Origin of the sequence: Planococcus soli, assembly GCF_016881065.1 — a bacterium.
Taxonomy (GTDB): Bacteria; Bacillota; Bacilli; order Bacillales_A; family Planococcaceae; genus Planococcus; species Planococcus soli.
The window spans coordinates 25,592-50,938 of record NZ_WXYN01000011.1 but is presented as its reverse complement, the minus strand read 5'-3'; the positions used below and the strand labels follow the sequence as shown (position 1 = coordinate 50,938).

22 protein-coding genes are annotated in these 25,347 nt (G+C 45.9%); 6 read left to right on the top strand and 16 right to left on the bottom strand.

Features of this window, described 5'->3' with window-relative positions:
- Positions 1-28 precede the first annotated feature (28 nt).
- Positions 29-925, top strand: coding sequence for a peptidylprolyl isomerase (locus GJB59_RS04745; RefSeq protein ID WP_142828752.1), 897 nt, complete (start codon positions 29-31; stop codon positions 923-925).
- A gap of 272 nt (positions 926-1,197) precedes the next feature.
- On the opposite strand, the gene yhaM is transcribed toward GJB59_RS04745, so the two are convergent.
- The 5 genes from yhaM to GJB59_RS04720 all read right to left on the bottom strand — a co-directional run bounded on the left by yhaM (position 1,198) and on the right by GJB59_RS04720 (position 8,564).
- Positions 1,198-2,136, bottom strand: coding sequence for a 3'-5' exoribonuclease YhaM (yhaM, locus tag GJB59_RS04740; protein ID WP_142828750.1), 939 nt, complete (start codon positions 2,134-2,136; stop codon positions 1,198-1,200).
- Entirely contained in the window at positions 2,133-4,973 is a 2,841-nt protein-coding gene (locus tag GJB59_RS04735; protein ID WP_142828748.1) for an ATP-binding protein, read from the bottom strand. The genes yhaM and GJB59_RS04735 overlap by 4 nt, the downstream gene beginning before the upstream one ends.
- A 4-nt stretch (positions 4,974-4,977) precedes the next feature.
- Positions 4,978-6,195 (bottom strand): metallophosphoesterase family protein, encoded by a 1,218-nt coding sequence (locus tag GJB59_RS04730; RefSeq protein ID WP_142828746.1) that lies wholly within the window; start codon positions 6,193-6,195, stop codon positions 4,978-4,980.
- Between the two features lie 226 nt (positions 6,196-6,421).
- Positions 6,422-7,672, bottom strand: a complete 1,251-nt coding sequence (locus tag GJB59_RS04725; RefSeq protein WP_142828744.1) for an ABC transporter permease — start codon at positions 7,670-7,672, stop codon at positions 6,422-6,424.
- On the bottom strand, positions 7,665-8,564 hold the full coding sequence (locus tag GJB59_RS04720) for an ABC transporter ATP-binding protein (protein WP_142828742.1): 900 nt from the start codon (positions 8,562-8,564) through the stop codon (positions 7,665-7,667). Before GJB59_RS04720 ends, GJB59_RS04725 begins: the two co-directional genes overlap by 8 nt.
- 127 nt (positions 8,565-8,691) lie before the next feature.
- Here GJB59_RS04720 and GJB59_RS04715 point away from each other — a divergent pair, with 127 nt between their 5' ends.
- Entirely contained in the window at positions 8,692-8,877 is a 186-nt protein-coding gene (locus GJB59_RS04715) for a YhzD family protein (RefSeq protein WP_142828740.1), read from the top strand.
- A gap of 41 nt (positions 8,878-8,918) precedes the next feature.
- On the opposite strand, the gene GJB59_RS04710 is transcribed toward GJB59_RS04715, so the two are convergent.
- From GJB59_RS04710 to GJB59_RS04700, 3 genes are all read right to left on the bottom strand, one after another.
- Complete coding sequence (locus GJB59_RS04710) at positions 8,919-9,698, bottom strand: enoyl-CoA hydratase (protein WP_142828738.1); 780 nt, start codon at positions 9,696-9,698, stop codon at positions 8,919-8,921.
- Positions 9,699-9,786: 88 nt separating this feature from the next.
- Positions 9,787-10,134 carry a YlbF family regulator gene (locus tag GJB59_RS04705; RefSeq protein WP_142828736.1) on the bottom strand — a complete coding sequence of 116 codons (348 nt, stop codon included), beginning with the start codon at positions 10,132-10,134 and terminating at the stop codon, positions 9,787-9,789.
- A 21-nt stretch (positions 10,135-10,155) separates the two neighbouring features.
- The gene (locus GJB59_RS04700; RefSeq protein WP_244946841.1) at positions 10,156-11,298 is read right to left on the bottom strand and encodes a DUF445 domain-containing protein; all 1,143 of its coding nucleotides are present in this window, start codon (positions 11,296-11,298) and stop codon (positions 10,156-10,158) included.
- An 81-nt stretch (positions 11,299-11,379) separates the two neighbouring features.
- Between GJB59_RS04700 and GJB59_RS04695 the strand changes: the two genes are divergently transcribed.
- Positions 11,380-11,583, top strand: coding sequence for a YheE family protein (locus tag GJB59_RS04695; protein ID WP_142828734.1), 204 nt, complete (start codon positions 11,380-11,382; stop codon positions 11,581-11,583).
- A gap of 110 nt (positions 11,584-11,693) precedes the next feature.
- On the opposite strand, the gene GJB59_RS04690 is transcribed toward GJB59_RS04695, so the two are convergent.
- Positions 11,694-13,448 carry an ABC transporter ATP-binding protein gene (locus GJB59_RS04690; protein WP_142828732.1) on the bottom strand — a complete coding sequence of 585 codons (1,755 nt, stop codon included), beginning with the start codon at positions 13,446-13,448 and terminating at the stop codon, positions 11,694-11,696.
- 2 nt (positions 13,449-13,450) lie between these two features.
- The gene (locus tag GJB59_RS04685; RefSeq protein WP_142828730.1) at positions 13,451-15,187 is read right to left on the bottom strand and encodes an ABC transporter ATP-binding protein; all 1,737 of its coding nucleotides are present in this window, start codon (positions 15,185-15,187) and stop codon (positions 13,451-13,453) included.
- Positions 15,188-15,664: 477 nt separating this feature from the next.
- Here GJB59_RS04685 and GJB59_RS04680 point away from each other — a divergent pair, with 477 nt between their 5' ends.
- Positions 15,665-16,183, top strand: a complete 519-nt coding sequence (locus GJB59_RS04680; protein WP_142828728.1) for a universal stress protein — start codon at positions 15,665-15,667, stop codon at positions 16,181-16,183.
- A 169-nt stretch (positions 16,184-16,352) separates the two neighbouring features.
- Entirely contained in the window at positions 16,353-16,796 is a 444-nt protein-coding gene (locus GJB59_RS04675) for an arsenate-mycothiol transferase ArsC (protein WP_142828726.1), read from the top strand.
- A 500-nt stretch (positions 16,797-17,296) separates the two neighbouring features.
- Here the strand turns inward: GJB59_RS04675 and GJB59_RS04670 are convergent, their stop codons facing one another.
- Genes GJB59_RS04670 through chrA form a run of 3 tightly spaced genes read right to left on the bottom strand, consistent with a single transcriptional unit; the run spans position 17,297 to position 20,366 of the window.
- Positions 17,297-17,920, bottom strand: a complete 624-nt coding sequence (locus GJB59_RS04670) for a cyclase family protein (RefSeq protein ID WP_244946840.1) — start codon at positions 17,918-17,920, stop codon at positions 17,297-17,299.
- Positions 17,921-19,174 carry a kynureninase gene (kynU, locus tag GJB59_RS04665; protein WP_142828724.1) on the bottom strand — a complete coding sequence of 418 codons (1,254 nt, stop codon included), beginning with the start codon at positions 19,172-19,174 and terminating at the stop codon, positions 17,921-17,923.
- Between the two features lie 19 nt (positions 19,175-19,193).
- Positions 19,194-20,366, bottom strand: a complete 1,173-nt coding sequence (gene chrA, locus GJB59_RS04660) for a chromate efflux transporter (protein WP_142828722.1) — start codon at positions 20,364-20,366, stop codon at positions 19,194-19,196.
- A gap of 323 nt (positions 20,367-20,689) precedes the next feature.
- On the opposite strand from chrA, the gene GJB59_RS04655 reads away from it, so the two are divergent.
- Positions 20,690-21,586, top strand: a complete 897-nt coding sequence (locus GJB59_RS04655) for a cation diffusion facilitator family transporter (protein ID WP_142828720.1) — start codon at positions 20,690-20,692, stop codon at positions 21,584-21,586.
- Between the two features lie 53 nt (positions 21,587-21,639).
- Here GJB59_RS04655 and GJB59_RS04650 read toward each other — a convergent pair whose 3' ends face one another.
- The 3 genes from GJB59_RS04650 to GJB59_RS04640 all read right to left on the bottom strand — a co-directional run bounded on the left by GJB59_RS04650 (position 21,640) and on the right by GJB59_RS04640 (position 25,325).
- Positions 21,640-22,695, bottom strand: coding sequence for a mechanosensitive ion channel family protein (locus GJB59_RS04650; protein ID WP_142828718.1), 1,056 nt, complete (start codon positions 22,693-22,695; stop codon positions 21,640-21,642).
- A gap of 47 nt (positions 22,696-22,742) precedes the next feature.
- A complete protein-coding gene (locus GJB59_RS04645; RefSeq protein ID WP_142828716.1) occupies positions 22,743-24,035 on the bottom strand; it encodes a DUF2254 domain-containing protein in 1,293 nt (430 codons plus the stop codon).
- Between the two features lie 102 nt (positions 24,036-24,137).
- Positions 24,138-25,325 (bottom strand): cytochrome P450 family protein, encoded by a 1,188-nt coding sequence (locus tag GJB59_RS04640; RefSeq protein ID WP_142828713.1) that lies wholly within the window; start codon positions 25,323-25,325, stop codon positions 24,138-24,140.
- Between the last annotated feature and the right edge of the window lie 22 nt (positions 25,326-25,347).

The following is a 25,347-nucleotide window of genomic DNA, read 5'->3' as shown; positions in this document are numbered from 1 at the left end:
CTAGATAAGAAGTTGGGAGCGAAATTCAATGAAAAAATCTTTTTTAACAATTACTTTGGCAGCATCTGTACTGGCTTTGGCCGCATGCAGCGACAATGGTGACGGAGAAGTTATCATAACCTCCGACGCTGGGGATGTAACAAAAGATGAGCTTTATGAAGAAATGAAAACGTCGATTGGTGAACAAGCGGTACAAATTCTTATGATCGAAAAAGTTCTTGCTGAAAACTACGAAGTGACCGACGAAGAGGTAAATGCCGAGTTCGAGAGCAATAAAGAAGAGCTTGGAGAAAGCTTTGATCAGTTTCTGACTCAAAACAATCAAACAGAAGAAAGCTACAAAAAAGTCATCCGTTTGAATTTATTGCAGGAAAAAGCATTAACTGAAGGCGTCGAAGTAACAGACGAAGAAATCCAAGCACAATACGACCGCCAAGGTACTGAGTTGAACGCACGCCATATTCTTGTGGCTGATGAAGAGACAGCGAACTCTCTCAAAGAGGAATTGGATGCGGGCGGCGACTTTGCTGCATTAGCCGAAGAAAATTCGACTGACACCGCTTCTGCTGCAAACGGCGGCAATCTTGACTGGTTCGGACCAGGAGCGATGGTTCCTGAATTCGAAGAAGTTGCATATGGCCTTGAAGTGGATGAAATCAGTGAGCCTGTAGCTTCTGAATTCGGATTCCACATTATCCAGGTTCTTGAGACACGCCAGGTGGAAGATCAACCGGCACTGGAAGATCAAGAGGAAGATATTCGTTCTGAATTGGCACTTTCAAAAGCGGATCAAACCACTTTACTCCCGAAAGTTGCTGAATTGATGGAAGAAGCAAATGTAGAGATTCAAGATGAAGATCTTGAAGGCGCTTTGGATGATATTCTGAATCCGCAACCAGCTCCAGAAGCTGCTCCTGCAGAATAATACTTAAAGACTTAAACCCCTTGCTTCCTTTGCTGGAAACAAGGGGTTTTCAGCTTGTTGAAAAAGTCTTCACGCTTTCATTTCGCTTCAGGCGGACGCGTTCCAGGGGCACGACTTCTGCCGCTTCCCTCGCTACGCACACAGTTGCTCGAGCATTGTTCCTGTTGGAGTCGCCGCCTTCCGCTGCATATGCTCCGAAAAATCACGGTTTGTTAGAAGTTTCCCGACAGTCTGAAAACCCCCGCTTCCTTTCTCGGAAGCGGGGGTTTTCATCAAATTTTCGGTTTGTAGAATGAACGATTATCCAGTGCAAAGACGCGTTCTGAAAACTCGCCTTCCTTGGTTTTTCCAAGGACACGGTCCAGCATCATCATCTTGGCATCAATATTGTCGATATAGTGCAAGATTTCGGCTTCTTTGAGCATCGGCTTTTTCGGACTGCCCCACTCTTCCTTGCCGTGATGAGAAAGGATGATATGCTGCAGCAGCATGACTTCTTCCCCTTCAATCTCCAACTCTTCTGCAGCTTTCGCCACTTCTGTCACCATGATGGAAATATGGCCGATCAAGTTGCCCTCTACTGTGTAAGTTGTCGCAATCGGACCGGAGAGCTCAATCACTTTGCCGATGTCATGCAGGATGATCCCTGCAAAAAGCAAATCCTTGTTCAAACCCGGATAAATTTCAACAAGCGCCTTGCCCAACTTCAGCATTGAAACGACATGATCCGCCAAACCGGAAACGTAGTCATGGTGATTGCGTGTCGCTGCCGGAAATGTCAGGAATTCCTGCTGGTATTTTTTCAGCATAAAACGAGTAATACGTTGAATTTGCGGATTTTCCATTTCAAATAGATATTTCATCACTTCTTCCAGCAATTCATCCGTTGATTTTTCCGACGACGGCATCAAGTCTGAAATGGATTGATTTTCTTCAGGTTTTGCCGGCCGGATGCTCTTGATGCGCAATTGGTTTTTCCCTCTGTAGTTATGGATTTCCCCGCCAACACGGACAATTGTTTCCGCTGCAAATATTTTTTCCTGTTCGTCTTTTGTATCCCATAGTTTTGCTTCGATATCGCCGCTCTTATCCTGCAATACCAATGAAATAAAAGGGTTTCCAGTTGTAGTGACGCCCTTGATCGACTGCTTGATCAGCAGGAACTCATCGACGGTCTCTCCAACTGCACGCTGTGTAATTCCTTTAGTCATGAATGAACGCTCCTTTCGGTATTGGCCACCTTGATGATCTGCGCATTAGGCCAAGCCTCCTGCATGCCTTCGTGGCACGTGAAATAAATGAACTGATGCTCTTTTTGCAGCTCTGTCACTAAGTTTATCATTTGCTGCAGCCGACTGCGATCAAAATGGACAAAAGCATCGTCCATAATAACAGGAAACGGATGGCTGTTCTTCATAGATTGGGCTAAAGACAGCCTTAATGCCAAATAAGCCTGTTCTTTCGTCGCCTGGCTGAGTTCCGCAATTCGGAAATGGATGCCATCCTTTCTTTCCGCTTCAAAATAGCCAGCCATATTCATGGTCAACCCCTTATAAGCACCGCCTGTCAACCGATTGAAATAAAGCTGTGCATTGGCTAATACTGCCGGCAGTTTCTTGTCTTTCAATTCATCCATCGTCTGGTTAATTGCTTCCACAATCGCTTTGCTGATGGACCATTGGCGGGCCAAATCGGTAAACTCCGCTTTCTTCTCTTCGAATTGCTGCAGTTTTTCTTCATAAGAGGTATCCGACAATAACAAACGGGTCATTTGCTGCTTATCTGCCTGTTCAGCCAGCAGCTCATTTCGCTCCGCCTTGCACTTTGCCAATCGGAGCTGACAGTTCTCTACTGCCAGTTCAGCATCATCCAACTTCCAGTTCTCCGGCATGCCAACCTCTCCAATAGATTCCAGTTGTCCATCAACGAGTGCAAGCTCCCTTTCCAACTGCTGTTTTCGCTCCCACTCATCCGAGGTCCGGTAAAAAGCAAAGACATCTTCCGCATGGGCATATTCCAACAGGGATAGCTGCTCTTTTTCAAGCTGATTCCGGTAAACAGTCAATCGCTCAATCTCCTGAAGCAGGCCGCCTCTTTTCTCTTTTATTTTGATCCATTGCTCCTGCTGCTGTTTACGCTGCGCCAGTACTGTACGCAAAATCGGCATCAGCTCGCCGATTGCCAACTCTTTGCCGCAGGCTGCTTCCGCTTTCTCAAGCCAATCTTTCTGCCGTTCTTCCAATATCCGAATGTCACCATTGATACGCCCAAGCCGTGAATGGGTGCTTTGAACTTTGCGAAGCTTTTCAAAGAGCTCCAAGACCATTGTCCGGCTCGCTTCCGGCTGAAGGCCAATTTTTAGCAGCAGCTGTTGATACGCTTCTTTTGCAGGACGAGTGGGTCTTTCTTCCAAATAGATGGCGATTTTCTTTTTGATGGCATCCCGCTGAGCCATCAATCCATCCAGATGATGGTCAAATTCTGCGACTTTTTTCGATATCGCGTCGTAGCTGCTTTCATTTCCACCGTACTCTTTTAAGGTCCTGTCGTATTCCGCTGACAGCTCTGCTGGTTTTGGCGTTTTCAAGAACAGCCAGACGCCTGCTCCGACTGCTGCAGCCCCCAGCACCATCAACAAGACGAATGATTGAATAAATCCATAAGCTGCCACGAACACACCCATGGCAATCAAGATAGCGTTAACGAGCTGGCTGTTTCCACTGTTCGCAGTTTGAAACTTCGACGCTGCTTTAGCTTCTGCCAACTTAGCCGCAATGGCCGGCCACTGTTCCGCAGCCATGCGTTCTTTTCCGGAAGGCTCACCAGCCAGAAATGAGGTCAACTCCATTTCTGTTTGGACCAGTTTGTTTTTTTCTTCCTCCAGATTGCGCAGCCGGAAACGCCGATCCTCTTCTTCCATATCCAAGTCCCTCAACTTGCCTACCAATTGCTCTTCATTGCTCAGGGAGACATCTACACTCAAGGCTTGCTGTTCGGACATTCCAAGCAGCGATAAGGTGGTTTGGCGATCCTCTGACAGATCTACGTGTTCATTGAACTTCTGCTCCAGCTGCAGCCGCAATTGATGCCAGTCCGATTCACGGTTCAACAGATTTTCCAAAACCGAAACAGATCCTCCAGCATCCAAGTCAGGCAAACTGTTTTGCTGGTTGAGCAAATGCTCCGTGCTGGCTTTTGTTTCTGACAGCTTATCCACCAGCCGGTCCATCTGCCTTTTTCCATCCACCGGAAATTGAATTGGCCCCATTGCTTTAATCTGCTCTGTCACCGTCTTTTTGTCAGCCAGTAATGGTGCCGCCTGCTGCCATTTGCCAAGTTGTTTCAGTTTTTGGTCTGTTGCCGTTTCTTCAGCTTCAATTGCGGTTAAACGCTGTTCAATTTCCCGCAGCCGTTCTAGATAGGGTCCATATAACTCGGTCCGCTGCCGGTACTCTTTCAGCTCACCTTCAATGGCGCGGAGTTCATCAGCCAAAACATTAATTTGCGGATTGCGGCCGTTTTTTTTGAAGAGCACCGCCATTTCCTTTTCCAGCCGGCTTTCCAGACGTGTCACTGCATCAATGCCGGTCGTTCCGGAAGCGAGAAGGGTGCGGCTCAGCTCTGTTTCACTCAACCCTTCGAGACCCTGCAGTTCATGGATGGAAAATGAAAAAACAGCTTCAAACGAGGCGCGGTCGTAATTGCGCAGCACCTGCTTAAGCTCAGTTTCTGATCCTCTTCTGCCGTCTTCGAAAAAGATTGTGACATCTCCGGAAGATTTCCCTTTTACCCGTTCCACCACCAGTTTTCCATAAACCGGATCGGAAATATGGAGTTGGCCGCCATATTTCCCGCCAGTTTTCGGCTCATAACGCAATTGAGTTTGGTTGCGCGAAGGAAAGCCAAACAGCATCTGGATGATGAATTGCTGCATAGTTGTTTTTCCGGCTTCATTGGGACCATAAAACAGCGCCATCTGGTCCGTCAGATCGATTGTCCGATTTTCATGCCTGCCAAAGCCGTAAATGACTAGTTTTTCGATTTTCATTCCGTCACTCTCCTACCTGCATGCTGCGTTGAATTTTTTCGGCGGCTGCCAGCTGAAGATCGGCGACAGAATGATCCTCCAAAGATTCTAAAAAGCGGCTGCTTTTCGGATGCCTGTATAAATCCTTCAAGACCGCCTTCCATTCTTCTGTGCTCCAGTCATCCATTGTCTGGACCAGCGCCGCCCCGAGTGGAGAAAGCTCCGCTTCATTATCTGCCCGCTGAAACTCTATGCCCTGAATCCAGATAAAATGGTCGAGTGCATCCATCGATTCTTGCAGCGTTTCAAGCAGTTCACTTTCCGGGATTTCGGCTAAGAGCTGGAAACTTTCCGCATCCAGTTCGGTAAACACAATGTCGACTATCGCCATCCCTGTTGCTTGCCCCAAACGGCCAAGCTCACTTCGGCAAGCATCAAGCAATTCATTCATATGGAGAATTCCCTTGACGGCAATGGCTACTTGATCAAATTGGACGACTGATGTCGGAATGAATTCCAGGAAAGTCTCCTTTTTCGACAGGGTCACATCGTAAAAGCCTTTAGCTCCCGACTCCTTTCGGTGGCGCCCTTGAATATTGCCAGGGTAGATAATTGACGGCTCTCGATGGAGTTCCTGGCGTTTATGAATATGGCCCAGCGCCCAATAATCATACTGTTTGCTGAGCAGCTGTTCCCTTTTGAACGGCGCGTAAACGGCATGTGTCGAGTCGCCTTCCAGGCTGCCGTGCAACAGGCCGATCTGATATCCTTCTGCACTTTGCGCTGCTGGATACTGTTCAACCATCGATTCTTTGACATGGCGATTGCTGTAGCTGAAACCGGTAAAGACCACCGGACCGCCGGCAGTTTCCAATTTGAACTGGGATACCGATTCATCAAACGCATGGACATTCTTCGGCAATTCAAAACGCGTCCACTTGCCGCCCAAGTGGTCGTGGTTGCCGTAGCTGAGTATCACCGGAATCCTTTGCTCTGAAAGCTGCTGCATACCCTGCTGAAAACGGGCTTGTGCTCGGATGCTGCGGTCTTCTCCGTCGTAGATATCTCCGACAATCAGCACAAAATCTGGCTTCTCATCAAGCGCATACTGAACGAGCCGATCAAAAGCATCCAAAGTGCTGTCTTTCAGCTTTTTCCAATGTTCTTTCCCCAAGCCCTTCATGCCGATAAATGGACTTCCCAAATGCAAATCTGCGGTGTGGATAAATCGAATCGATTCCATAATTAACCCCTTTTAAAGACCGAATATTTGTTCTTATTTTACCATGGAAATCCCATAAAAAAAACTGTTTGCAAGAAACTTCCTGCAAACAGTTCTCTTATGTTCTACCAAAAAAGTCCATCTTTATAAATCGCTTTGGCTGCTTTGGGCATGGCTAACGGATGCACAGATGCTAAGCGAGTGATCCATAAAAGAGTAGGTTTCTTATATCGGTGCCCACTCTCAACTACTTATTATTCCCTAATCGGATCGCTTTGCGGATATCCTTCAGCGACTGGGACGAGCCGTACATCAGCACGCCGCCGCGGTAGACGCGTGCACCGAACCATCCCAATATGCCAATAGTCACCAGCATGATTCCGATAGACAATAGCGGTTCCCACAGCGGCAGATCCAGCATGCCGACACGCAGGAACATCACTAACGGGGCAAAAAACGGAATAAAGGATGATACCGTTACATAACCGGCTTCCGGTATCGAGATTCCGGAAAATGCAATAAGCGATCCGATAATGATCAAAATCATCATCGGCAGCATCAACTGCTGCACATCTTCCGTCCGGCTGACCAAAGATCCGAGCAATGCTGCCAGCACCGCATAGAGAAAATAACCTAATAGGAAAAAGAGGATGGCAAATAGGAATAGACTGATTTTCACTTCAGAAAACCCCATGACGCTGAAAAAGCCTTCTGTCAGATCCGTTCCAGCCGTTTGAATGGAAAAATAGCCAGCCAAACCGAAAATCATCATCTGCAAAATCCCCAAGGTGCCAATGCCTAATATTTTTGCGAACATGTGTTTAACCGGAGACACACTGGAGATCAGAATCTCCATGACGCGGGAAGATTTCTCGGTTGCCACTTCCATTGCAATCATGTTCGGATAGTAAATCACGGCCACATAGATGAGCATGATGAGCACATAGACAAGCCCTCTTGCCTGGCTCAGCTCTTCCTGAGATTTTGAAGATTCGGAAATGGCCTGCCGCTCAAATTCAATTGGCATAAATAATTGGCCAACCTGGCTATCATCCAAACCAAGCGATTCCGCTGTTAATTCTGTATGTAGGGCCTGAACCGCATTTTCAATTTCGATGCCGCTTCCCATTTCATTGGCAGATTCTGAAATGTAACGGGCTCCCAGCTGTCCATTTTGTGTTAACACCAAATAATCATCAATTGTCCCTTCTGCAATGCTTTCCTGAAGTTCTTCTTCAGTCAAGTAGGTCGGTACAGCTTCAATGCCGCTGTCCATCAAATCAAATTGGGTTTGAAGTTCCGGCACAAGCCCTGCAGTTTCATCCAACACATGCAGCATATTTTCTTCTGCTTCATCGCCTTCAAAAGCAGCAATGATGTTCGGTATGTTCGCCAACAGAAAAAAGGAGGCAACCACAACCAGTGTTGTGATAATAAACGATTTTGTTCTTGCCTTAGTCAAAAATGCTTGCTTGAAAATAATCCAGAAACTATGCATGATTTTTCTCCACTTTCGCAATGAAAATTTCTTCCAGAGAAGGTTCTTCTACTGCAAAATGGCGAAGGGTCCCGAGATTCATCGCGTTAGCCAACAAGACTTGTGCCACGTCTTCATCGGCAATCTGGAACAAGGCGCCGTCTTTGGTTTTGGTAAAATGTTCGACACCTGAGATCTCACTCAAACCGCTGAGGTCAGCGTCCATGTTCAAGCGGACTTTCAGGTTGCCGAATGACCGCTTCACTTTTTTGATTGAACCGCCGGCCACTACTTTGCCGCGGTCTAAAATGCTCATGTCATCGCATAATTCTTCGACATGATCCATCCGGTGGCTGGAAAAGACGATGGTGGCCCCTTGCTTCTGAAAATCCAAAATGGCTCGTTTCAGCATTTCCACATTGACCGGATCGAGCCCAGAAAATGGTTCATCCAATATGAGCAGTGAGGGTTTATGCAACAGCGATGCAATCAATTGAATTTTTTGCTGATTACCTTTTGACAATTCCTCCACTTTTTTCTGCCCGTAATGCGGCACTTCAAAGCGCTCCAGCCAGGCAGCCGTTTCACGCTTGGCATCCGCTTTCGACATCTTGCGCAACTGAGCCAAATACACCAGCTGTTCTTCCACTTTCATTTTCGGATAAAGGCCGCGCTCTTCCGGCAGATAGCCGATTTCCGGACTGTTTGCATATGTAATGGGCTTGCCTTTCCACCGGACTGTCCCGTGGGTCGGGTCCAGCAGTCCCAAGATCATTCGGAACGTTGTCGTCTTGCCGGCGCCATTTGCTCCAAGAAATCCGTGCATCCCGCCTTCTTCGATCGACAAGGAAAGATTGTCCACCGCAGTAAAATCACCAAATTTTTTTGTTACCTGTTCAACATGCAATGCCATTTCCGCTCGCCCCTCTCTTTCTACTTATTACGATGCATCTGCCAAAATGTTTCAAAAATTGCAGGACTTTTCAAAAGAAACCCTTTATACTTAAAATGAATATCCATTCAGAAGGGATTGAATCTCCATGAGAACCTACAAACTGACCGCATTCGAAAAAACGGGGAAACAGATATTGGATGAAACCTTCACGGCCGAAACAGACGAAGAGGCACGCGGCAAAGGGCAAGCCATCTTGGAAGAAAAAGAATTGCTTAAACAAACGCATCGTCTGGCATCACCTGCCGGCAAACTTTTGCTTTTCCATTCATAACAACACAAAAAGCATGGCGGAGAAATTTCCCGCCATGCTTTTTAATTCCCTTTGAATTCAGGTTTGCGCTTCTCGACAAATGCCTGTATGCCTTCCAAGTGATCGGCCGATTTCCGCATCGCTGTTTGCGCTGCCGCTTCCATTTCCAACACCTGCTCCAATTCATGGATCTTCAGTTGATGAAGGATATGCTTGGATGCCAGCTTGGCACTTACAGGTGATGCAATCGTTTCTGCCGCGTAAGCTTCGGCTTGTTCGAGGCCGCGCCCTTCTGCCGTCACTTCTTCGATTAAGCCTTTAGCGAGCGCATCATGCGCTTTTAAGGTCTGTCCTGCCCAGATAATCTGCTGGGCTTTTGGCACACCGACACGTTCTTTCATGAAGAAATGGCCGCCGCCATCCGGCACCAGTCCGATGCCGATGAAATTCATGGCCAATTTGCTGTTTTCTTCGGCAATAACATGATCGCAAGCCAGCGCCATGCTGAAACCCAAACCTGCCGAGGCCCCGTGAATTGCTGCAATTGTGATTTGAGGCAGTGTGTAGAGCGCTTTTGCCAACCGGCTGACATCTTTCATAACCAATTCGATATCCATCGGATGCTCCGGATCCATCATTTCCTTGATGTCGCCGCCGGCAGAAAACGCTCGTCCTTCACCACGGATAATCAACACTTGCACCGTGCTGTCCTGCAGCAAAGATTCGAAGCAATCAGCCAATTCTTTCATCATCGAGCCGTTCATGGCATTCATCGATTTCGGCCGATTCAGCACCAAATGGCCAATCCGGCCTTGTTTCGTCAATTCAATCGTCTCATACATAAAAAAAGACACCCCTTCGTAAAAATGAATTGTCATTCACCTTTACATATTCGGGATGCCTCTCTTTAATTCCTTTATTTCGAAAAAATTACATGCTTTCGTATAAAGATTGTACCGGTTTGATCAAGACGCGATTTACTTCTTCGATCATTTGGCTCAATCCCATTTCGGCTTCAAGCATTGCCAGGATTTTTTCGTTTTGCTGAGCTGCTTGCGCAGTGCTTTGAGCGTTCATCATTTCTTCTTCAGTGATTTCTTCACCTTGTGTCTGCTTTTGCTGAAGAGAGATCTGCAAATCGCGGAAGCTCTTGAACAATTCATTTGCTTCGTTGTCTGAGGTCACTTGAGCAACAGCCTCTTCCAATTTCTTGAACTCGTCTGTCGAGCGGAACGTGCTTTCCAATTTGTTGATGTCGTCGTAGATATTTACTGCCATTTTCATCATTCTCCTCTTTGATTAATTCAGTAATGTGACGATCAATCCTTGCACGATTCCGATAATACCGCCAAGAAGAGCCCCCAATACCGTGATCATTTTAAATTCTCTCCGTGATATCCCAAGCATCAATTCTTCAATTCTGCTGAGCGGCAAAGAATCCACTTGCTCTTTTACCATCGTTTCCATATCAATTTTTGATATGGTTTCTTCCAGTTTCAACTCCCCTTGCTCAAAGACGAAATCAGTAACAAGCGGGGTTATATTGATACTTGTCCATTCTAACCCTCCAGGCCAAGTCTCTGCAAGTGTTGAGTTCAAACGGCTGGAGACCGCAGCTTTTTCCCTGATGTGCTGCTTGACTGCAGCAAGGGCCGATTCAAAGTCAAATTCTTGCAGAAGTTCGTCAACTCTGCGGTCCTGAACTTTTTCCCATTCGCTGTATGCCAGCGTTCCGACCAGTTCAAAAGTGCGGGGAGAATTTAAAAACTTGATGATTTCAGGCTGTATGCGGTCAACCAACGGCTTGGATTCTCCCAGCAGCGAGTGAAGCATGTGGCCGAAACGTCCGCGCGACTCAAAAAATTCATCGAGCAGAGATTTAATCGTTTGTCTGCCATGTGGAGAGTCAAAGTAATCGGTTCCCCGGTCGAGTGCATATTGAACGCCTTCAAATAACTTTGTTTCTGTTTCAGCTTTCCAATTCTCGGGCATCAATTCACGTATGGTCTTTCCTTCGATGTATGCCTGAAGCGAATCTTTCTGAAGATCAACCAAATCGTCCAGTTTTGCCTCTATCCTACGGTCCACTCCGGTTTGTCCAGCTGAAAGGAGCCAGTCATTAAATGATTTTGATGATTCAAAGACATGCTTGCTCAATTGCCGATTTAGCCATTTTTGAATTTTCATATGCATTTCTTCATTGAAAAAACGTTTCTTGAACGTTTCCGGTGTCAGCAAATGTTCAACCACCGTCCGTCCAAGCTGCGTTGACAATTCATTGCGCCGTTTCGGAATCAAACCTGGCGTGAAAGGCATTCGCCATTTCCCAATATATTTGGCTTCGTATGGCCAAAAAAGCATTTTAATGGCCAAGTGGTTGGTTACTCCACCAATCAAAGCTCCGATAATTGCCATAAATGCTAAAGTTGCCAGTAAGTTCACATTTTCCACTCTTTTCTTTTATTCTTTTTCTATTGCTCACTATCCTCTATAATGTAAGGAGTAAAGCAAGGGGGAATCTGCATGCTTCAGCATTTTAAATTCAAGCCGATGTTCGAAAATCATCAACTGCCGGGATGGAACATTTCCTTCTTTTACAAAAACGAACGGATTACCGGAGAGTACCATCCGGATGGCAGCATCATCTGGAACTCAAAGTCTCCTCAAGACGAAGAGACCATCAAAACGATGATCCATGAGTTGATGCTCTACCATGTATACGATTAAAGCGCTGGAAAGTTTCCTGCGCTTTTTTTCGTCCGCCTCTTCAATTATAGGGAACGATGGCCAAATTTAACAGCGATAGCTTCGTGAACTATAAAAAAAGGGAATGCCCCTTACCCAACAGATTGGGTTTGGGACATTCCTGATTGAATTTTATACATCTGGAAATAGGTGCCGCCAAGCTTCATTAATTCTTCATGAGAGCCTGCTTCTGCAATTTCTCCTTTTTCCAGTACCAATATGCGATCGGCATTTTTGATTGTCGACAGCCGATGGGCAATGATGAACGTCGTTCTGCCTTTTTTCAATACGTCCATGGCGTGCTGGATAATTTCTTCTGTCTCTGTATCAATATTGGAGGTTGCTTCATCCAATATCAATATCGCTGGATCGAACGCCAACGCACGGGCAAAGGACACCAATTGCCGCTGTCCGGAAGAAAGCGTACTGCCTTTTTCAACCACTGGCTCATCGATTCCTTTTGGCAAATGGGCCAATACCCTCTCGCCTCCAACCGCTGCCAACGCATCAATGACCATTTCCCTGGAGATCCGTTCATCGCCGAGCGTCACATTCGATTCGATTGTTCCGCTGAACAGGTAAGGGTCCTGCAGAACAATGCCCATGTGCTGCCTAACCGATTGCCTCGGCATGTCATTGACATTGACGCCGTCGATCGTGATGGCACCTTTAGAGACGTCATAAAATCGGAACAGCAGGTTCATGATGGAACTTTTGCCGGAGCCGGTATGGCCGACCAATGCTACTGTCTCGCCTTGCCTTGCTTCAAAAGAAAGATCCTTCAGGACATATTCCTGTTCCTTATAGGCAAACCAAACGTTTTCAAAACGGACATTTCCTTGATAGCGGACAAGTTTTTTATCGACAACCGGTTCTCCATTTTGATCCAACAATCGGAATACCCGTTCAGCGGCGACCAATGCCTGCTCCAGTCGGCCAAACTGATTGACTATTCCGCTGATCGGATTGAACAGCCGGATGATGTAATCGATAAACGCATACAGCACCCCGACTGTGACGAGCGTGCTGCCCGACATGGAAGCCCCCCCGAAATACCAAACAAACAGGATAAAGGTCATGGACCGCAGCACTCCTACCAAGTTATACGAAGCTGCTCCTTCAAGCACCAATAATTTCTTTTGGTACTTGTAATGCTCATCATTCATTTCCTCGAATTCGTCTTTCATCTTGCGTTCCCGGCGGAATGCCTGAATAATGGTCATGCCCTGGATCGACTCATTGATCATGGCGTTCATTTCACTGACTTTCTCCCGCACTACGTGATTGTAGCGGGCTGCATATTTGCGGTATATCAGCATCCAAATATACAGCAGCGGAATCAGCACCAATGTCATGGCTGCCATTTTCCAGTCAAGATAAAACAGCGCAATATAAATTCCGCCCATATACATAAAGCTCGTTGCAAATTGAGACAGCACCGTCACAAACAAATCCCTTATTGCTTCCGTATCATTGGTAATGCGCGACACCACTTTTCCTGCCGGCAAGTTATCGAAATAGCGGATTGGCAAAGTTTGTGTATGCTCATAAACATCATTGCGCATCTTCCGGATAATCCGGTTGGCTCCTTTTTGCAAAAGAATGGATTGCCAGTAGCGGAAAATCGCTGTCACGATGGCAAGCACGAAGAACAAAGCCAATAAATAAGCGATCGGCTCAAAGTCTACTGTAGCGCCTGATACTGCTATATGGTTGTCGATGATTTCTTTGGCAATGAGCGGTGCTGCCAGATCGGCAGCCACTGCGATGGCCAGCATCACCAAACCGGATATCAAAACGCCCTTAAAATTCATTGCATATTGTACTAATCGTTTTCCTGTCCCCATGTCTACACCTCCTCGATTTGCTGCTGGAGGAATTGTTCGTTATACCAGCCTTTTGTTTTCAGCAAATCACCATGAGTTCCTTCTTCTATAATTTTTCCATCATCAAGCACTACGATCCAATCTGCATGCTTTACCGCAGAAAGGCGGTGCGTAGTGATGATGGTTGTCTTGCCCGAACGCTCTGCCTGGATGTTTTCAATGATCCGCGATTCCGTTTTCGCATCGACGGCCGACAAGGAATCGTCCAATATCAGAATTTCCGGGTTTTTGATCAATGCCCTAGCAATCGAAATACGCTGTTTCTGGCCGCCGGACAAGGCTACTCCTTTTTCACCGACCAATGTGTCCAGTCCGCTTGGCAATAGCGCCAAATCTTTTTCAAAATAAGACAGGCGAAGCGCTTCGATCAGTTCTCTCTCGCTGGCGTCCGATTTTCCAAACAGTATGTTTTCCCGGATGGTCCGCGAAAACAAGACATGATCCTGCGGCACATAGCCGATCCAGCTGCGCAATTGGTCTTTCGTCAATTTCTTCAATTCGATGCCGTTCATTAGTATAGATCCTTGTCCGGTCGGGTACTCTCTCATCAATTGCTTGACGAAAGTCGTTTTCCCGCTGCCGGTCTTGCCGACAACACCCAGTGTTTGTCCACTGTTCATCGAAAGATTGATGCCTTGAAGATTGATGGAACTTGACTGTGGATACGTAAAGCTGAAATCCTTGAAGCCAATCTGTTCCGGACGCTCCGTTTTAACAGGATCTTTGGGATCGGTCACATCTTCTGGATAATCCAGTGTTTCATTAACCCGATCCAAGGATGCATTACCCCGCTGAAGAATATTGATCAGTTCGCCGATTGCAAACATCGGCCAGACGATCATACCAAGATAAACGTTGAACGCCACCAAGTCCCCCAGCGTCATCGTTCCTTCCGCCACCAAAAATGCTCCGTAGCCAAGACCCACCATGTAGCTGATGGATGTCAGTACTTTGGTCACTGGCGCAAACAAAGCGTCAATCCGCTCTACTGCCATGTTTTTTTCATAAACATCGTCTGTCATATCGGCAAATTGCTGCTCCGATGCGCGTTCCTGAACATATGCCCGAATAACGCGCACACCTCCGACCGACTCCAGCACACTGTCGTTCATATCGCCGAACGCTTCCTGCGCCTCCATATAACGGGTGTGAATTTTCTTCCCTAGCATTTGGACTACAATCGCCAGGATTGGCAGTGGAATCATTGCAAGGAATGTCAATTCCCATGAAACCAGCACACCCATGGCGACAATAATGGTTCCCATATACAAAGTGGAATCCACCAGTGTCAAAATGCCGAAGCCCGCTGTTTCAGAAATTGCCTTCAAGTCATTGGTCGCACGTGCCATCAGGTCGCCTGTCCGATTTTTCTCGTAAAAAGTCGGGGTCATTTTCAGAAAATGCCCCATGAGGCTGGATCGAAGCTGGCGTTCAATAACATATGCCCCTCCGAATAATTGATATTGCCAAACAAAATTGATCAAATAGGCCAGCACCATGGCTGCCGCCAACACTCCGATATACTGCCACATCAATTCTGCAGTCAATTCTCCCTGTGCAATGGAATCGATCGCTATGCCGATCAGCCAAGGTGGAATGATTTCTAAAATATTTGCAAAAAACAGCAGAACAATAGCTGTGGTATAACGGAGCCAATTTTCTTTAAAAAACCATTTTAATTTCCACAATACATCAAACATTGTTTACGCCTTCTTTCTTTTTTCCAACTCCGCTAATCGCCTTCTAACGATTCCTTGATCATGATTTTCCCTTTATGAAGTATTTTCATCTTCAACAGCTCCTCGTTGATTTTATTTAAACAGCTTTGAAACTGATCAAACCACAAAAAAAAGCGCATGCCTCGTTTATGGGCGCGCGCTCATGAAAACAGGACAATTTTACAGACCCGTCCTGAATATTTCTATTTCCGAAATAAGGTCAGAAAAAAAATACCGGAGGTTCTGATAATGTTATGAAATTGATTTTTTTAACGCTTTTAAACTTTTTCATTATCAAAACCTCCATTTCCTTTTATTTGTTAATTCAAGAGTACCAAAGTCTTTTTTGAATTGTCAAGATTTTTCGAAAATACTTTCTTTTCTAGGAAGCTAGCAAATGTTTCATTCTAAGGCTCAAGGGTATTTTAGAACTAAGAGAATTAGACAGGGGTGGAGAAAATGTATAAAAACATCGCAGTTGCGTATGACGGATCTGACGGAAGCCGGTTTGCGCTTGAAAAAGCAGTCGAACTTGTCAAAGCATTGCCAGATGCCAAACTTTCAGTAATCTATGTCAATGAGGAATCTCGGGAAAGCATTGGCTATATGGATCCAGGAAATGCTTCAGCACCTGTCATTTCTGCCAATGTTGACAGCAATTATGCCCAGTTTATGCCTCCTGGAATCGGCGACGAGGGTTTCAGCCCTCCAAAGGAATATGACGACAATACAGTCGAATATTCAAAGCATATGCATACTTCTATTCAGCAGCAGCTGGATGCACACAATACCAAAGCTTCTGTCCTCGCTCTTGAAGGGAATGCTGCTAAAACGATTTCCGCTTTTATCGAGGAACAGAATATCGATTTACTGGTGATCGGCAATAGCGGAAAATCAGGGTTGCAGAAGTTTTTTGTCGGATCGGTCAGCAAAAAGCTGATCAAAGACTCTTCAAGTTCGATATTGGTAGTCAAATAAAAATCCGGTCTGCTGACAAATTACTTTTTCCAGCAGACCGGATTTTAAACTTCAAAATGAAGAATTATCACAATTTCATCACAAATTTAGTAGTTTATTTTCCTAAAGGATGGGTAAAGATTACTAGTAGAAAAAATACATGTTGACCAACAGGAAGAAGGGATCACCCATGCCAAGACATACAGTTTACTTTTTATCTTCCCACCAGCATCGTGGTTTAATGGCTGAAATTTGGGCTAATCGGCTCATGCTTCCTGATTGGGAAATTCGCAGCGCTGCCTGGACACAGGATTCACGTTCTTCATCCAATGAAATGCCTTTGGAAGTAATGAAAGAAGTGATATTGGACTTGCCTCAAGTTGAAGCACGAACTTACGACCCTGAAGAAGTGAGTGAGGCTGATTTGATTATCGCTTTGCACGACGGCGACCTTGAACAAGGAGACATTCCAACCAACTTGCCCAGCCAGAAGCTGTTGCGCTGGGACATCCGCAATCCCGAGCTTCGTAGCACCGACAGCGTAGAACAATGGGCACTTTATCAAGAAATTTGCGATGAGATCGCAATGAATATAAAAAACATGGAATCTTATTTCCGTGCTGATTACGTATAAAACCTTCACCTGAATTATCGGTGAAGGTTTTATTTGCGTGTAAAGGAATTCTAATGTATAGGAGCCCTGAATTTAAAGTGTGGACTCTTCAATACCAGGTGTTAGGGCACACACAGGCGCTTTCGCTTTTCTTATTGTCCAGACTCCAGTGCCCAGCTCTTTGGGTCATAAGCCAACCCAGCTCTGCGGCAAAAGACGCCACTCCGCTGGTCTGTCTTATGTCCGTCAGAGCTACATGGGCGCTTCCACTTTTCTTATTGTCTAGACTCCAGCAGCCAGCCCCTCGAGTCGCTTCACCCTTACCAACAATGGCAAAGACCGCCATTATCGGTAAGGCTTCCAGCGCTTGTCGGGGCTAACCGGCTGCTTTCGCATTTCTTATTGTCTAGACTCCAGCGCCCAGCTCTTTGGGTCATAAGCCAACCCAGCTCTGCGGCAAAAGACGCCACTCCGCTGGTCTGTCTTATGCCCGTCAGAGCTACATGGGCGCTTCCGCTTTTCTAAGTATAAAGGATTGCGCGTACTGGGCTGCCTTCTGCGCCTTTTATCTTTAACGGCAATGCTGCTAACCGGTAAACCCCTTCTGCCACATCATCCAATACGATGCCTTCCAGAATAAATCGCTGATACCGGTTCATCGCTTGGTGCATCGGCAATTCTTTGCTGGTTTCAGGATCAACCGACGGCACATCGACTCCGAGGAGTTTAACTTCATTGTCAGCCATCCATTCCGCGATCGACTCATCAAACACCGGCCATGTTTCAGGGAAATGGCTTCTGTCTTTCCAGGATACGGTTTTCAGCAATAAAGCTGTAACCCCTTCTTCCAGCGGCTTCAAATCTGTTGCACTAATTGTGCTCAGCCCACTGACGTCCACAACCTGCGCTTTCGACAAATAGATGTCCAAAGGTAGCTCATCTATTCTGATCCCCTGGTCATCGTAATGAAAAGGTGCATCAACATGCGTGCCGATGTGGGTGCTCGACTGCAGTTTTCCAACATTGACTGAACCGCTTTGCTCTTTGGTGACAGACAGTTCATAGCTGAACGGCATATCTCCCGGCCATTCCGGTGTTCCATTGCTCAATTCCATGGAAATATCGATAATTTTTTTGGATTCCACTCAAGCCACCACATTTCGTTCATTGCTGAAGTTTTTGTAGGTTTCGTTTTTCATGATGCTCTGCAGTTTTTCTGCCACTTGCTCCACATCACTGAACGATGTGTAAAATGCGATAGGCGCCAGCCGAATGATGTTCGGTGCACGAAAATCCGGAACGATTTTTGCTTCTTTTAATGCTTTGCAGATCCGTGCAGCCTCTGGATGAGAAAAAGCGATGTGGCCGCCTCTAGCCTCGTCATTAATAGGTGTTACGTCAACCAATTCAGGAATCTTCTGTCCGACCAATTGTCTCAGTAGACTTGTCAGCTCGAGCGACTTTTGGCGAACCGCTTGAATCCCCGCTTCTTCAAACAATTCCAGACTCCCCAATAGTGGAGCCATGCTGAAAATATGCGGCGTCCCAATTTGGTATGCACCTGCACCCTGCGCTTTCGAAAATTCGTGGTCCATATCAAATTGGCGATTCTTGTCCGAACCGAACCAACCGGCATTGCCCGGCAGCAGCTGGTGATGGCGCTCATGCAAGTAAAGTCCGCCCGTCCCCCCAGGTCCCGAGTTCATATATTTATAATGGCACCAGACAGCAAAATCCACTCCCGCATCATGTAATTCATGCGGCATGGCACCAATTGAATGCGCCAGATCAAAGCCGACGAGAATTCCTTTTTGATGGGCTGCTTGTGTAATTTCACGAATCGGCAATAATTGGCCGCTCCGGTAAAGCACAGATGGCAGCAGCAAAACAGCTACATCATCCTCTAACTGTTCGATGATATCATCCAGCAACAGCGTATAGCCGTCTTTGCTTCCGACTTTTCGCATCGCCTCAGCCGGGTCTAATCCCCGCAGACGAAGATGACTTTCCACCGCATAGATGTCGGAAGGGAAATTCAAGTTGTCCACGACGATTGCATAACGTTCTTTTGTCGGCTGAAACACCGTTGACAGCATTTGATGGATATTCGATGTAATCGATCCTGTCACCATTACTTCGTGTGCTCTAGCGCCGACTAAAGGTGCAACGCGTGCGCTCATCGTTTCCGCTAAAGTAAACCAAGGATGCTCTCCTTCAGTCCATCCATCAATGCCAAATGTCTTCCAGCTGTCCATTAAAGCCTGCAGCTTTGCTTCTGCCCGTCTCGACATTAGCCCAAGTGAGTTGCCGTCCATATATACCGTATCTTTTTCTACAAAAAACTCCTGTTTAAATTCCGCTAACGGATCCTGCTGATCTCTTTCTTTGCTTGTTACCATTTCCATCCTCCTTCAGCCATTACATCGCATAAGCGATCGCACCGAGAACTGCCGTAATCAGCACGACAATCCACGGAGCCAGTTTAAAATAGACTAACATTGTGAAGGCGGTTATCGCAATTGCAAAATCAACAGGTCCACGGATTCCTGAAGTGAAGACAGGATCATACAAGGCTGCCAGCAATATCCCGACCACGCTGGCATTGACGCCTTTCAATGCTGCCTGGACACCAGACTTCGTACGTATGATGCTCCAGAAAGGCAAAGTGCCAATGATCAACAGGAACGATGGCAAGAACATGGCAATTACAGCAATCACCACTCCCCACCCGCCATTCATCAATTGACCCAAATAACTGGCCAGTGTAAAGAGTGGTCCTGGCACGGCCTGAGCCGCTCCATAGCCCGCGATGAACGTATCAGGCGCCATCCATTCCGGCACCACTTCCCGCTCGAGCATAGGCAGCACAACATGGCCGCCACCAAAAACAATCGAACCAACACGATAAAAAATATCGAAAATAGCGAAAGAAGTGGATTCAATAAACGGCCGGATCAATGGCAAGCCGATCAGCAATGTGGCAAAAATAGCCCAAGCGGCCAAGCCAGTCTTTTTTCCAAAGCTCAATACCAGTTTGACCGGATCAGGTGCTTTGTCGTTTCGGTAAATAGCATAGCCAAGTATGCCTGCCAAAACAATGACGCCGATTTGCGCCCAGGTTGTCGGTATCAGCAAAATGATGATAGCCGCTCCTACCGCAATCGCGATTCGCTGCCGGTCCGGTGCCAAACTTTTACCCATCCCCAGTAAAGCATGCGCTACAACAGCGACGGCGACAATTTTCAGCCCCTGGATCCATCCGCTGTCGAACGAACCATTGGTGACAATGAGTGCAAATAGCAAAAGCAGGATGACTGAAGGCATCGTGAATCCGAACCAGGACAAAAATCCGCCGAAGATCCCGCCTCGCAGCATGCCAATGGAAATTCCCACCTGTGAACTTGCAGGTCCGGGAAGAAACTGGCAAAGCGCTACTAAATCTGCATAGGCTTTGTCGTCCAGCCATTTCCTTTTGGTAACGTATTCATCTCTAAAATAACCGATGTGCGCAGCAGGCCCTCCAAATGAAGTCAGCCCTAATTTAGTCGAAGCCTTTAAAATTTCTGCATAGTTGTTCCTTTTCTTAGTCATAGCTCTCTCCTTTAAAATTAAAATTCTATCTATAAGCATAACTGTTTGCTTATATGTTTCAACATTAAATTTATGTAAAATTTATGAATGGCTCTGTAATGGAAGCTTTTTGGTATTGACATAACTCCAGAAGACATCGATACTATTAAAAGACGGTTTGACGGCATCTGTCCATTTTACTCATCCAATCTAGAACTTCGCCATTCATATATGAGCTCCCAACTATATATTCTATTAACTAAAATACAAAATAAAGATAGTGAAACGGCCCTCCTTTGAGGGTCGTTTCACTTTGTTTCAGCGACTTGGAGGCGGGAAACTTTATGGACCTGTATACAAACTTACGCAAAGGGGAAAAAGGTGCCTGGATCAGCATTGGTGCTTACGTATTTCTCAGCGCCATTAAGCTCTTTTTCGGTTTTTGGGGTTCTTCTGAAGCCTTGAAAGCGGATGGTTTCAACAACTTGACAGACATCATTGCCTCTATAGCGGTTTTGGTCGGCCTGAGAATTTCCCAGAAGCCGCCGGATGAAAACCATCACTACGGCCATCTGCGGGCCGAGACTATCGCTTCGCTCTTGGCTTCTTTCATCATGGCGGTCATCGGCCTGCAAGTTCTGACCAATGCGATCCGTTCGATTTTCGAACCGGCTGCTGAAGCGCCATCATTGGTCACAGCCTGGGTCGCTTTTTTCTCGGCAATCGTCATGTACGCGGTGTATCGCTATAACTTGAAACTCAGCAAGGAAATCAGAAGCTCTGCTGTACGTGCCGCAGCCTATGACAATCGCTCTGATGCTCTGGTCAGTATCGGTGCTGGAATCGGTATCATTGGCGCAATCTTCGGTGCCCCGATTTTGGATATTGTTACAGCCTTTATTGTCGGCCTGATCATCATCAAAACCGCGCTTGATATATTCAAAGAATCCGTCATCACGCTAACAGACGGCTTTGATGAAGATGAAGTTGAAACCTTGTCTGTCTTGGTACGCAGAGTCCCTGGCGTCATCGCGTTGCGGGACTTTAAAGGACGCAATCACGGCAACGTCATGTTCATCGATTTAACGGTCAGCGTCGGCCCTTACTTGAATGTCGTGGAAAGCCATTGGATCACAGAAGAGATTGAAAGGAAGATTCAGAAAGTAAAACCTCATTGCGTTATTCTGGTCCATATTGAACCGGATTATGCGTATGTCCAGGACAATGAAGAAAACGGATAAGAAAGTTAAAAAATCAAATAAAAAGTCCATGGCGGATCAAAGCCGTGGACTTTTTATTGTATATCACGCAATCCTTGAGCTAACTTTACATCATTTTGGATAAAGTCATGTGCAATGGCATGGCGAATCTGGCTTTCAAGCCTGCCTTTCATCTCGACATCGAACACCTGCACCTCTACCTGAAAATCCAGCGCTGAATTCCGAAACTCAATAAATCGAACATCCGGCTCTTTTTCGGGAGTTCCTTTTATCTTTTTCATGGCCTCCAAAGCTGCTTCTGTCAGAAGCTGTTCTATTTTCTCTGTATCATTGCCATAATCTACACTTACTATTACTCTTGCATACAATTGTGCGCTAGAACGATTCTTGACAATCTGCTCGATAAAATACTGATTTGGAACGACAAGGGTCCCTTCTTTTAATGTCTCTATCACAGTCGACCTGAGTTTAATTTTTGTAATCCTACCGATTTTTTTATCGATTTCCACCATTTCTCCGACTTCCATCGGCCGCTCAAATAAAATGATAATTCCTGAGACAAAATTAGCGGCGATGTTGCGGACACCAAACCCTATACCGATTCCTAAAACACTGAAAACAAAGCCAAGTGCTGTCAGATCCAGTCCGACTGTCGTGAAACTGAGTGCCAAAGCTAAAAACATTACGACATAATACAACAGCCGATTGATTGTGTAGCCCATTCCGATGTCCACATTAAATTGTTCATAAACAAATGGCATAACATAATGGTTAAACGCTTTGACAACACGGCTCGCAAACGTGACAATCATCACGGCAACAACAATCAGCAAGATGGAAATCTCTACCCCTTCTGTTTCATAAAAAGCCAAAGTCAGCCATTGCTCTTTGGAAAAATAGAAAAGAAAGAAAAGAATTCCCCCATAAAGCACCAGCCAGTTTAGTACATCCTCAATTACCGGATAAATGCGTTCTTTGAAATCATTGGAAGAAACCAACTTTTTCAAAAAATATAAGCTTAGGGATTTCGCTACTAGGATTAAAGCCAAGTAGATAAAGAACATAAAAAATTCCCTTATAGATAAGTCCTTTAAAAAAGTGATCCCTTCAAACAGCTGATTATTCTGCATCATTGGCCTCCTTAACTGCTCAGTGCATTAACCCTACAAAAAACTTTTCAGCAGTTTTTCTCTGCCAGAAGTAAATTATAGGAATGTTGGCCAGTGGCTTCCGCCAACTGGTCGACTTTCTCCTGAAGCACTTCGTAATCGAATGATTTCAAACCTTCAGTATCCACACTTTCCAAAACATAGCTATGAGTTTCCCAAAGCTCTTGGTGATTCTGATCGGGTGCAATTTCAGCAGCTACTTTCAAAGATTCTATGATGGAAATTAATACCGAAATATCCTCTTTACCATAATGAGACAACTGATAATAAGTTTTATATAAGATATTTTTATATGCAGGAAAGCGATACAGGACCTGCTCCTTGCCCAGCAAGAACGGCCCGGTTCTCAACTGGCCTACTTGGCCAAGCAGTCTTCCCAGCCTTGTAATTATTTCATTGGCTGTATTCGGATCGTTGATTCCCGGAGATATGGCACGCAGCGCCACTTCCACCAATTTTTGAATGGCAAAGTCGAGATCCTGTTCTGAAGTCCTGGATGTACCAAGCGAATAAAATTTATCGACAGACAGTTCCGCATCACTGACCTTGAAAATATAGAAAATCGGCTTGCCTTCGTAAATATAGTCGCCGGTTTTAACAAGAACCTCAACTTTAAGTTGCTGTTCTTCTGCGTAATCCACAAGCTTGCCGAAGGAGAGATATTGAACATACCCTTCTTTTTCAGCCCGGTGCGTTTCTTTTATCCCTACTGGGTTCCATTTCGCTTCTTCGCTCTCTTCGTCTTCTTGCAGTTTTTCGATTTTGGAAATCGCCCGCTCCGCATCTGTTATCAAGTCATTAATCAGTTGACCTACTTGTACGTTGGTCGCGATATAGTGGATAAAATACGCAAAAGTGGATAAGCAGAAAAAGGCTAGAACGATACCGACAAATGTAGAAATGACATCGGTGGTATACAAATCATCTCTCATGAACAACAGCGACAAGGTGTTGTAGATAAAGCCACTGAGAAAAATCCCCAAAACTCGCCAAGTGGTCTTATCGTGAATGAAGTTCTTCAATGTTCGTGGAGAAAATTGAGAGGAATACATAGTCAGGACAACCAAAATTGTTGAGAAAGTAAAAGTCGTCATCGTTAACAGAGCACCGGATAAGCTCCCCATAATGGTTTTAGCTAAATCAACATTTGTCAAAAGAACTGATGGGATGTAAGGTTTCAACCTTTCAATATACAACAGGTCGACGTAAAAAAAAGTGATCGACAGGAGGACTGCCATCACGATATACAGGGCGGGAGTAAGCCACAGTTTTTCTTTCAGCCAAAATGAGAGTGACTTCATCTTCATTCCCCTTTCTACAGGTATGTACCTTTCTCTTCCCTTTCCCTTGATAGGTTTTGGACAAACAAAAAAGCTGGATACTATCCAGCCTTTGTTGCGTCTTTATTTTAGTTTCAAGGGCAACTCTTTGACGCCCCGGACAATCATGCCCGGCCGCCATTCCAGATCGCTGCTCTTGACAGCCAGGCCCATCTCCGGAAAACGATTGAGAAGGCTGACAATGGCAACTTCGCCTTCCAGGCGTGCAAGAGGTGCACCCAGGCACATATGGATGCCTTTTCCAAATGCCAGATGAGGACTTTTTTCACGCTGGATATCGAACAGTTCGGGATCAGCAAATTTTTCAGGATCACGATTGGCCGAATTTAGCGAAGCAACGACCAGATCGCCTTTTTTCAACGCTTTTCTTTGAAATTCAAAATTTTCGGCTGCCCATCGTGACGTGCTGAATTCCACCGGTCCGTTAAAGCGCAAGGACTCTTCGATTGCCTGATTAACGAGTTCCGGTTTCTCCATTAACAGCTTTCGCTGCTCTGGGTTTTCCAACAGGGACAAAACCGTATTGCCGATTAAGTTTACCGTTGTTTCATGGCCGGCGATGATCAATAGCGTAACCACTCCATACAGCTCTCTTTCGCTCAAGCGGTCGCCTTCTTCCTCTGCCTGGATCAATTTGCTGATCAAGTCGTCTCCAGGCTGCTCGCGGACTTTGGCAAACCACTGGCCTAGGTATTGGACAAATTCATTCATGTGCTGTTGGACAGTGACTCCCAACTCCCCACTGGTGCCTTCGATCATCGAGTTCGACCACAGCCTGAATTTATCACGATCTGCTGAAGGTACACCCAGAATTTCGCAAATGACGATAATCGGCAATGGAAAAGCAAATTCATCAATCAAGTCAATCTGTTTCTTGCCTTCCATTGCCGCCAATAGCTCATCCGTTATTTCCTGTATCCGCTCGCGCATACCCAAAATCATTTTAGGCGTAAAAGCTTTCTGGGCAAGGCCTCGCAGCCGTTTATGGTCCGGTGGATCTGAGAACAGCATGTTTTGTGTAAAGACGCTCATCTGATCCATACTGCCTCCGTAAATTTTTGAAAGATCTTTCGTAAACCGTGGATCTTTCAGCACTTTTTCTGCATCTTCATAACGCGTCACCATCCAGCCGCTCTGGCCATCCGGAAAACGTACTGCGTGTATCGGATCTTCTTCCCGCATTTTGCTGTATGTTGGGTAGGGATTCTGTGTAAATTGCTCTGTAAACAAGCCTGTACCATTTGAAGTCATTTTCATTCCTCCTTTTCCCTCT

Excerpts from the sequence above, each read along its gene's own strand:
- GJB59_RS04685 (WP_142828730.1), bottom strand. The coding sequence starts at position 15,187 with ATGTTTGATGTATTGTGGAAATTAAAATGGTTTTTTAAAGAAAATTGG.
- GJB59_RS04650 (WP_142828718.1), bottom strand. The coding sequence starts at position 22,695 with ATGCAGAATAATCAGCTGTTTGAAGGGATCACTTTTTTAAAGGACTTA.
- GJB59_RS04680 (WP_142828728.1), top strand. The coding sequence starts at position 15,665 with ATGTATAAAAACATCGCAGTTGCGTATGACGGATCTGACGGAAGCCGG.
- GJB59_RS04735 (WP_142828748.1), bottom strand. The coding sequence starts at position 4,973 with ATGAAAATCGAAAAACTAGTCATTTACGGCTTTGGCAGGCATGAAAAT.
- GJB59_RS04695 (WP_142828734.1), top strand. The coding sequence starts at position 11,380 with ATGCTTCAGCATTTTAAATTCAAGCCGATGTTCGAAAATCATCAACTG.
- chrA (WP_142828722.1), bottom strand. The coding sequence starts at position 20,366 with ATGACTAAGAAAAGGAACAACTATGCAGAAATTTTAAAGGCTTCGACT.
- GJB59_RS04720 (WP_142828742.1), bottom strand. The coding sequence starts at position 8,564 with ATGGCATTGCATGTTGAACAGGTAACAAAAAAATTTGGTGATTTTACT.
- GJB59_RS04645 (WP_142828716.1), bottom strand. The coding sequence starts at position 24,035 with ATGAAGTCACTCTCATTTTGGCTGAAAGAAAAACTGTGGCTTACTCCC.
- GJB59_RS04715 (WP_142828740.1), top strand. The coding sequence starts at position 8,692 with ATGAGAACCTACAAACTGACCGCATTCGAAAAAACGGGGAAACAGATA.
- GJB59_RS04730 (WP_142828746.1), bottom strand. The coding sequence starts at position 6,195 with ATGGAATCGATTCGATTTATCCACACCGCAGATTTGCATTTGGGAAGT.
- kynU (WP_142828724.1), bottom strand. The coding sequence starts at position 19,174 with ATGGTAACAAGCAAAGAAAGAGATCAGCAGGATCCGTTAGCGGAATTT.
- yhaM (WP_142828750.1), bottom strand. The coding sequence starts at position 2,136 with ATGACTAAAGGAATTACACAGCGTGCAGTTGGAGAGACCGTCGATGAG.
- GJB59_RS04705 (WP_142828736.1), bottom strand. The coding sequence starts at position 10,134 with ATGGCAGTAAATATCTACGACGACATCAACAAATTGGAAAGCACGTTC.
- GJB59_RS04710 (WP_142828738.1), bottom strand. The coding sequence starts at position 9,698 with ATGTATGAGACGATTGAATTGACGAAACAAGGCCGGATTGGCCATTTG.
- GJB59_RS04655 (WP_142828720.1), top strand. The coding sequence starts at position 20,690 with ATGGACCTGTATACAAACTTACGCAAAGGGGAAAAAGGTGCCTGGATC.
- GJB59_RS04640 (WP_142828713.1), bottom strand. The coding sequence starts at position 25,325 with ATGACTTCAAATGGTACAGGCTTGTTTACAGAGCAATTTACACAGAAT.
- GJB59_RS04675 (WP_142828726.1), top strand. The coding sequence starts at position 16,353 with ATGCCAAGACATACAGTTTACTTTTTATCTTCCCACCAGCATCGTGGT.
- GJB59_RS04725 (WP_142828744.1), bottom strand. The coding sequence starts at position 7,672 with ATGCATAGTTTCTGGATTATTTTCAAGCAAGCATTTTTGACTAAGGCA.
- GJB59_RS04745 (WP_142828752.1), top strand. The coding sequence starts at position 29 with ATGAAAAAATCTTTTTTAACAATTACTTTGGCAGCATCTGTACTGGCT.
- GJB59_RS04690 (WP_142828732.1), bottom strand. The coding sequence starts at position 13,448 with ATGGGGACAGGAAAACGATTAGTACAATATGCAATGAATTTTAAGGGC.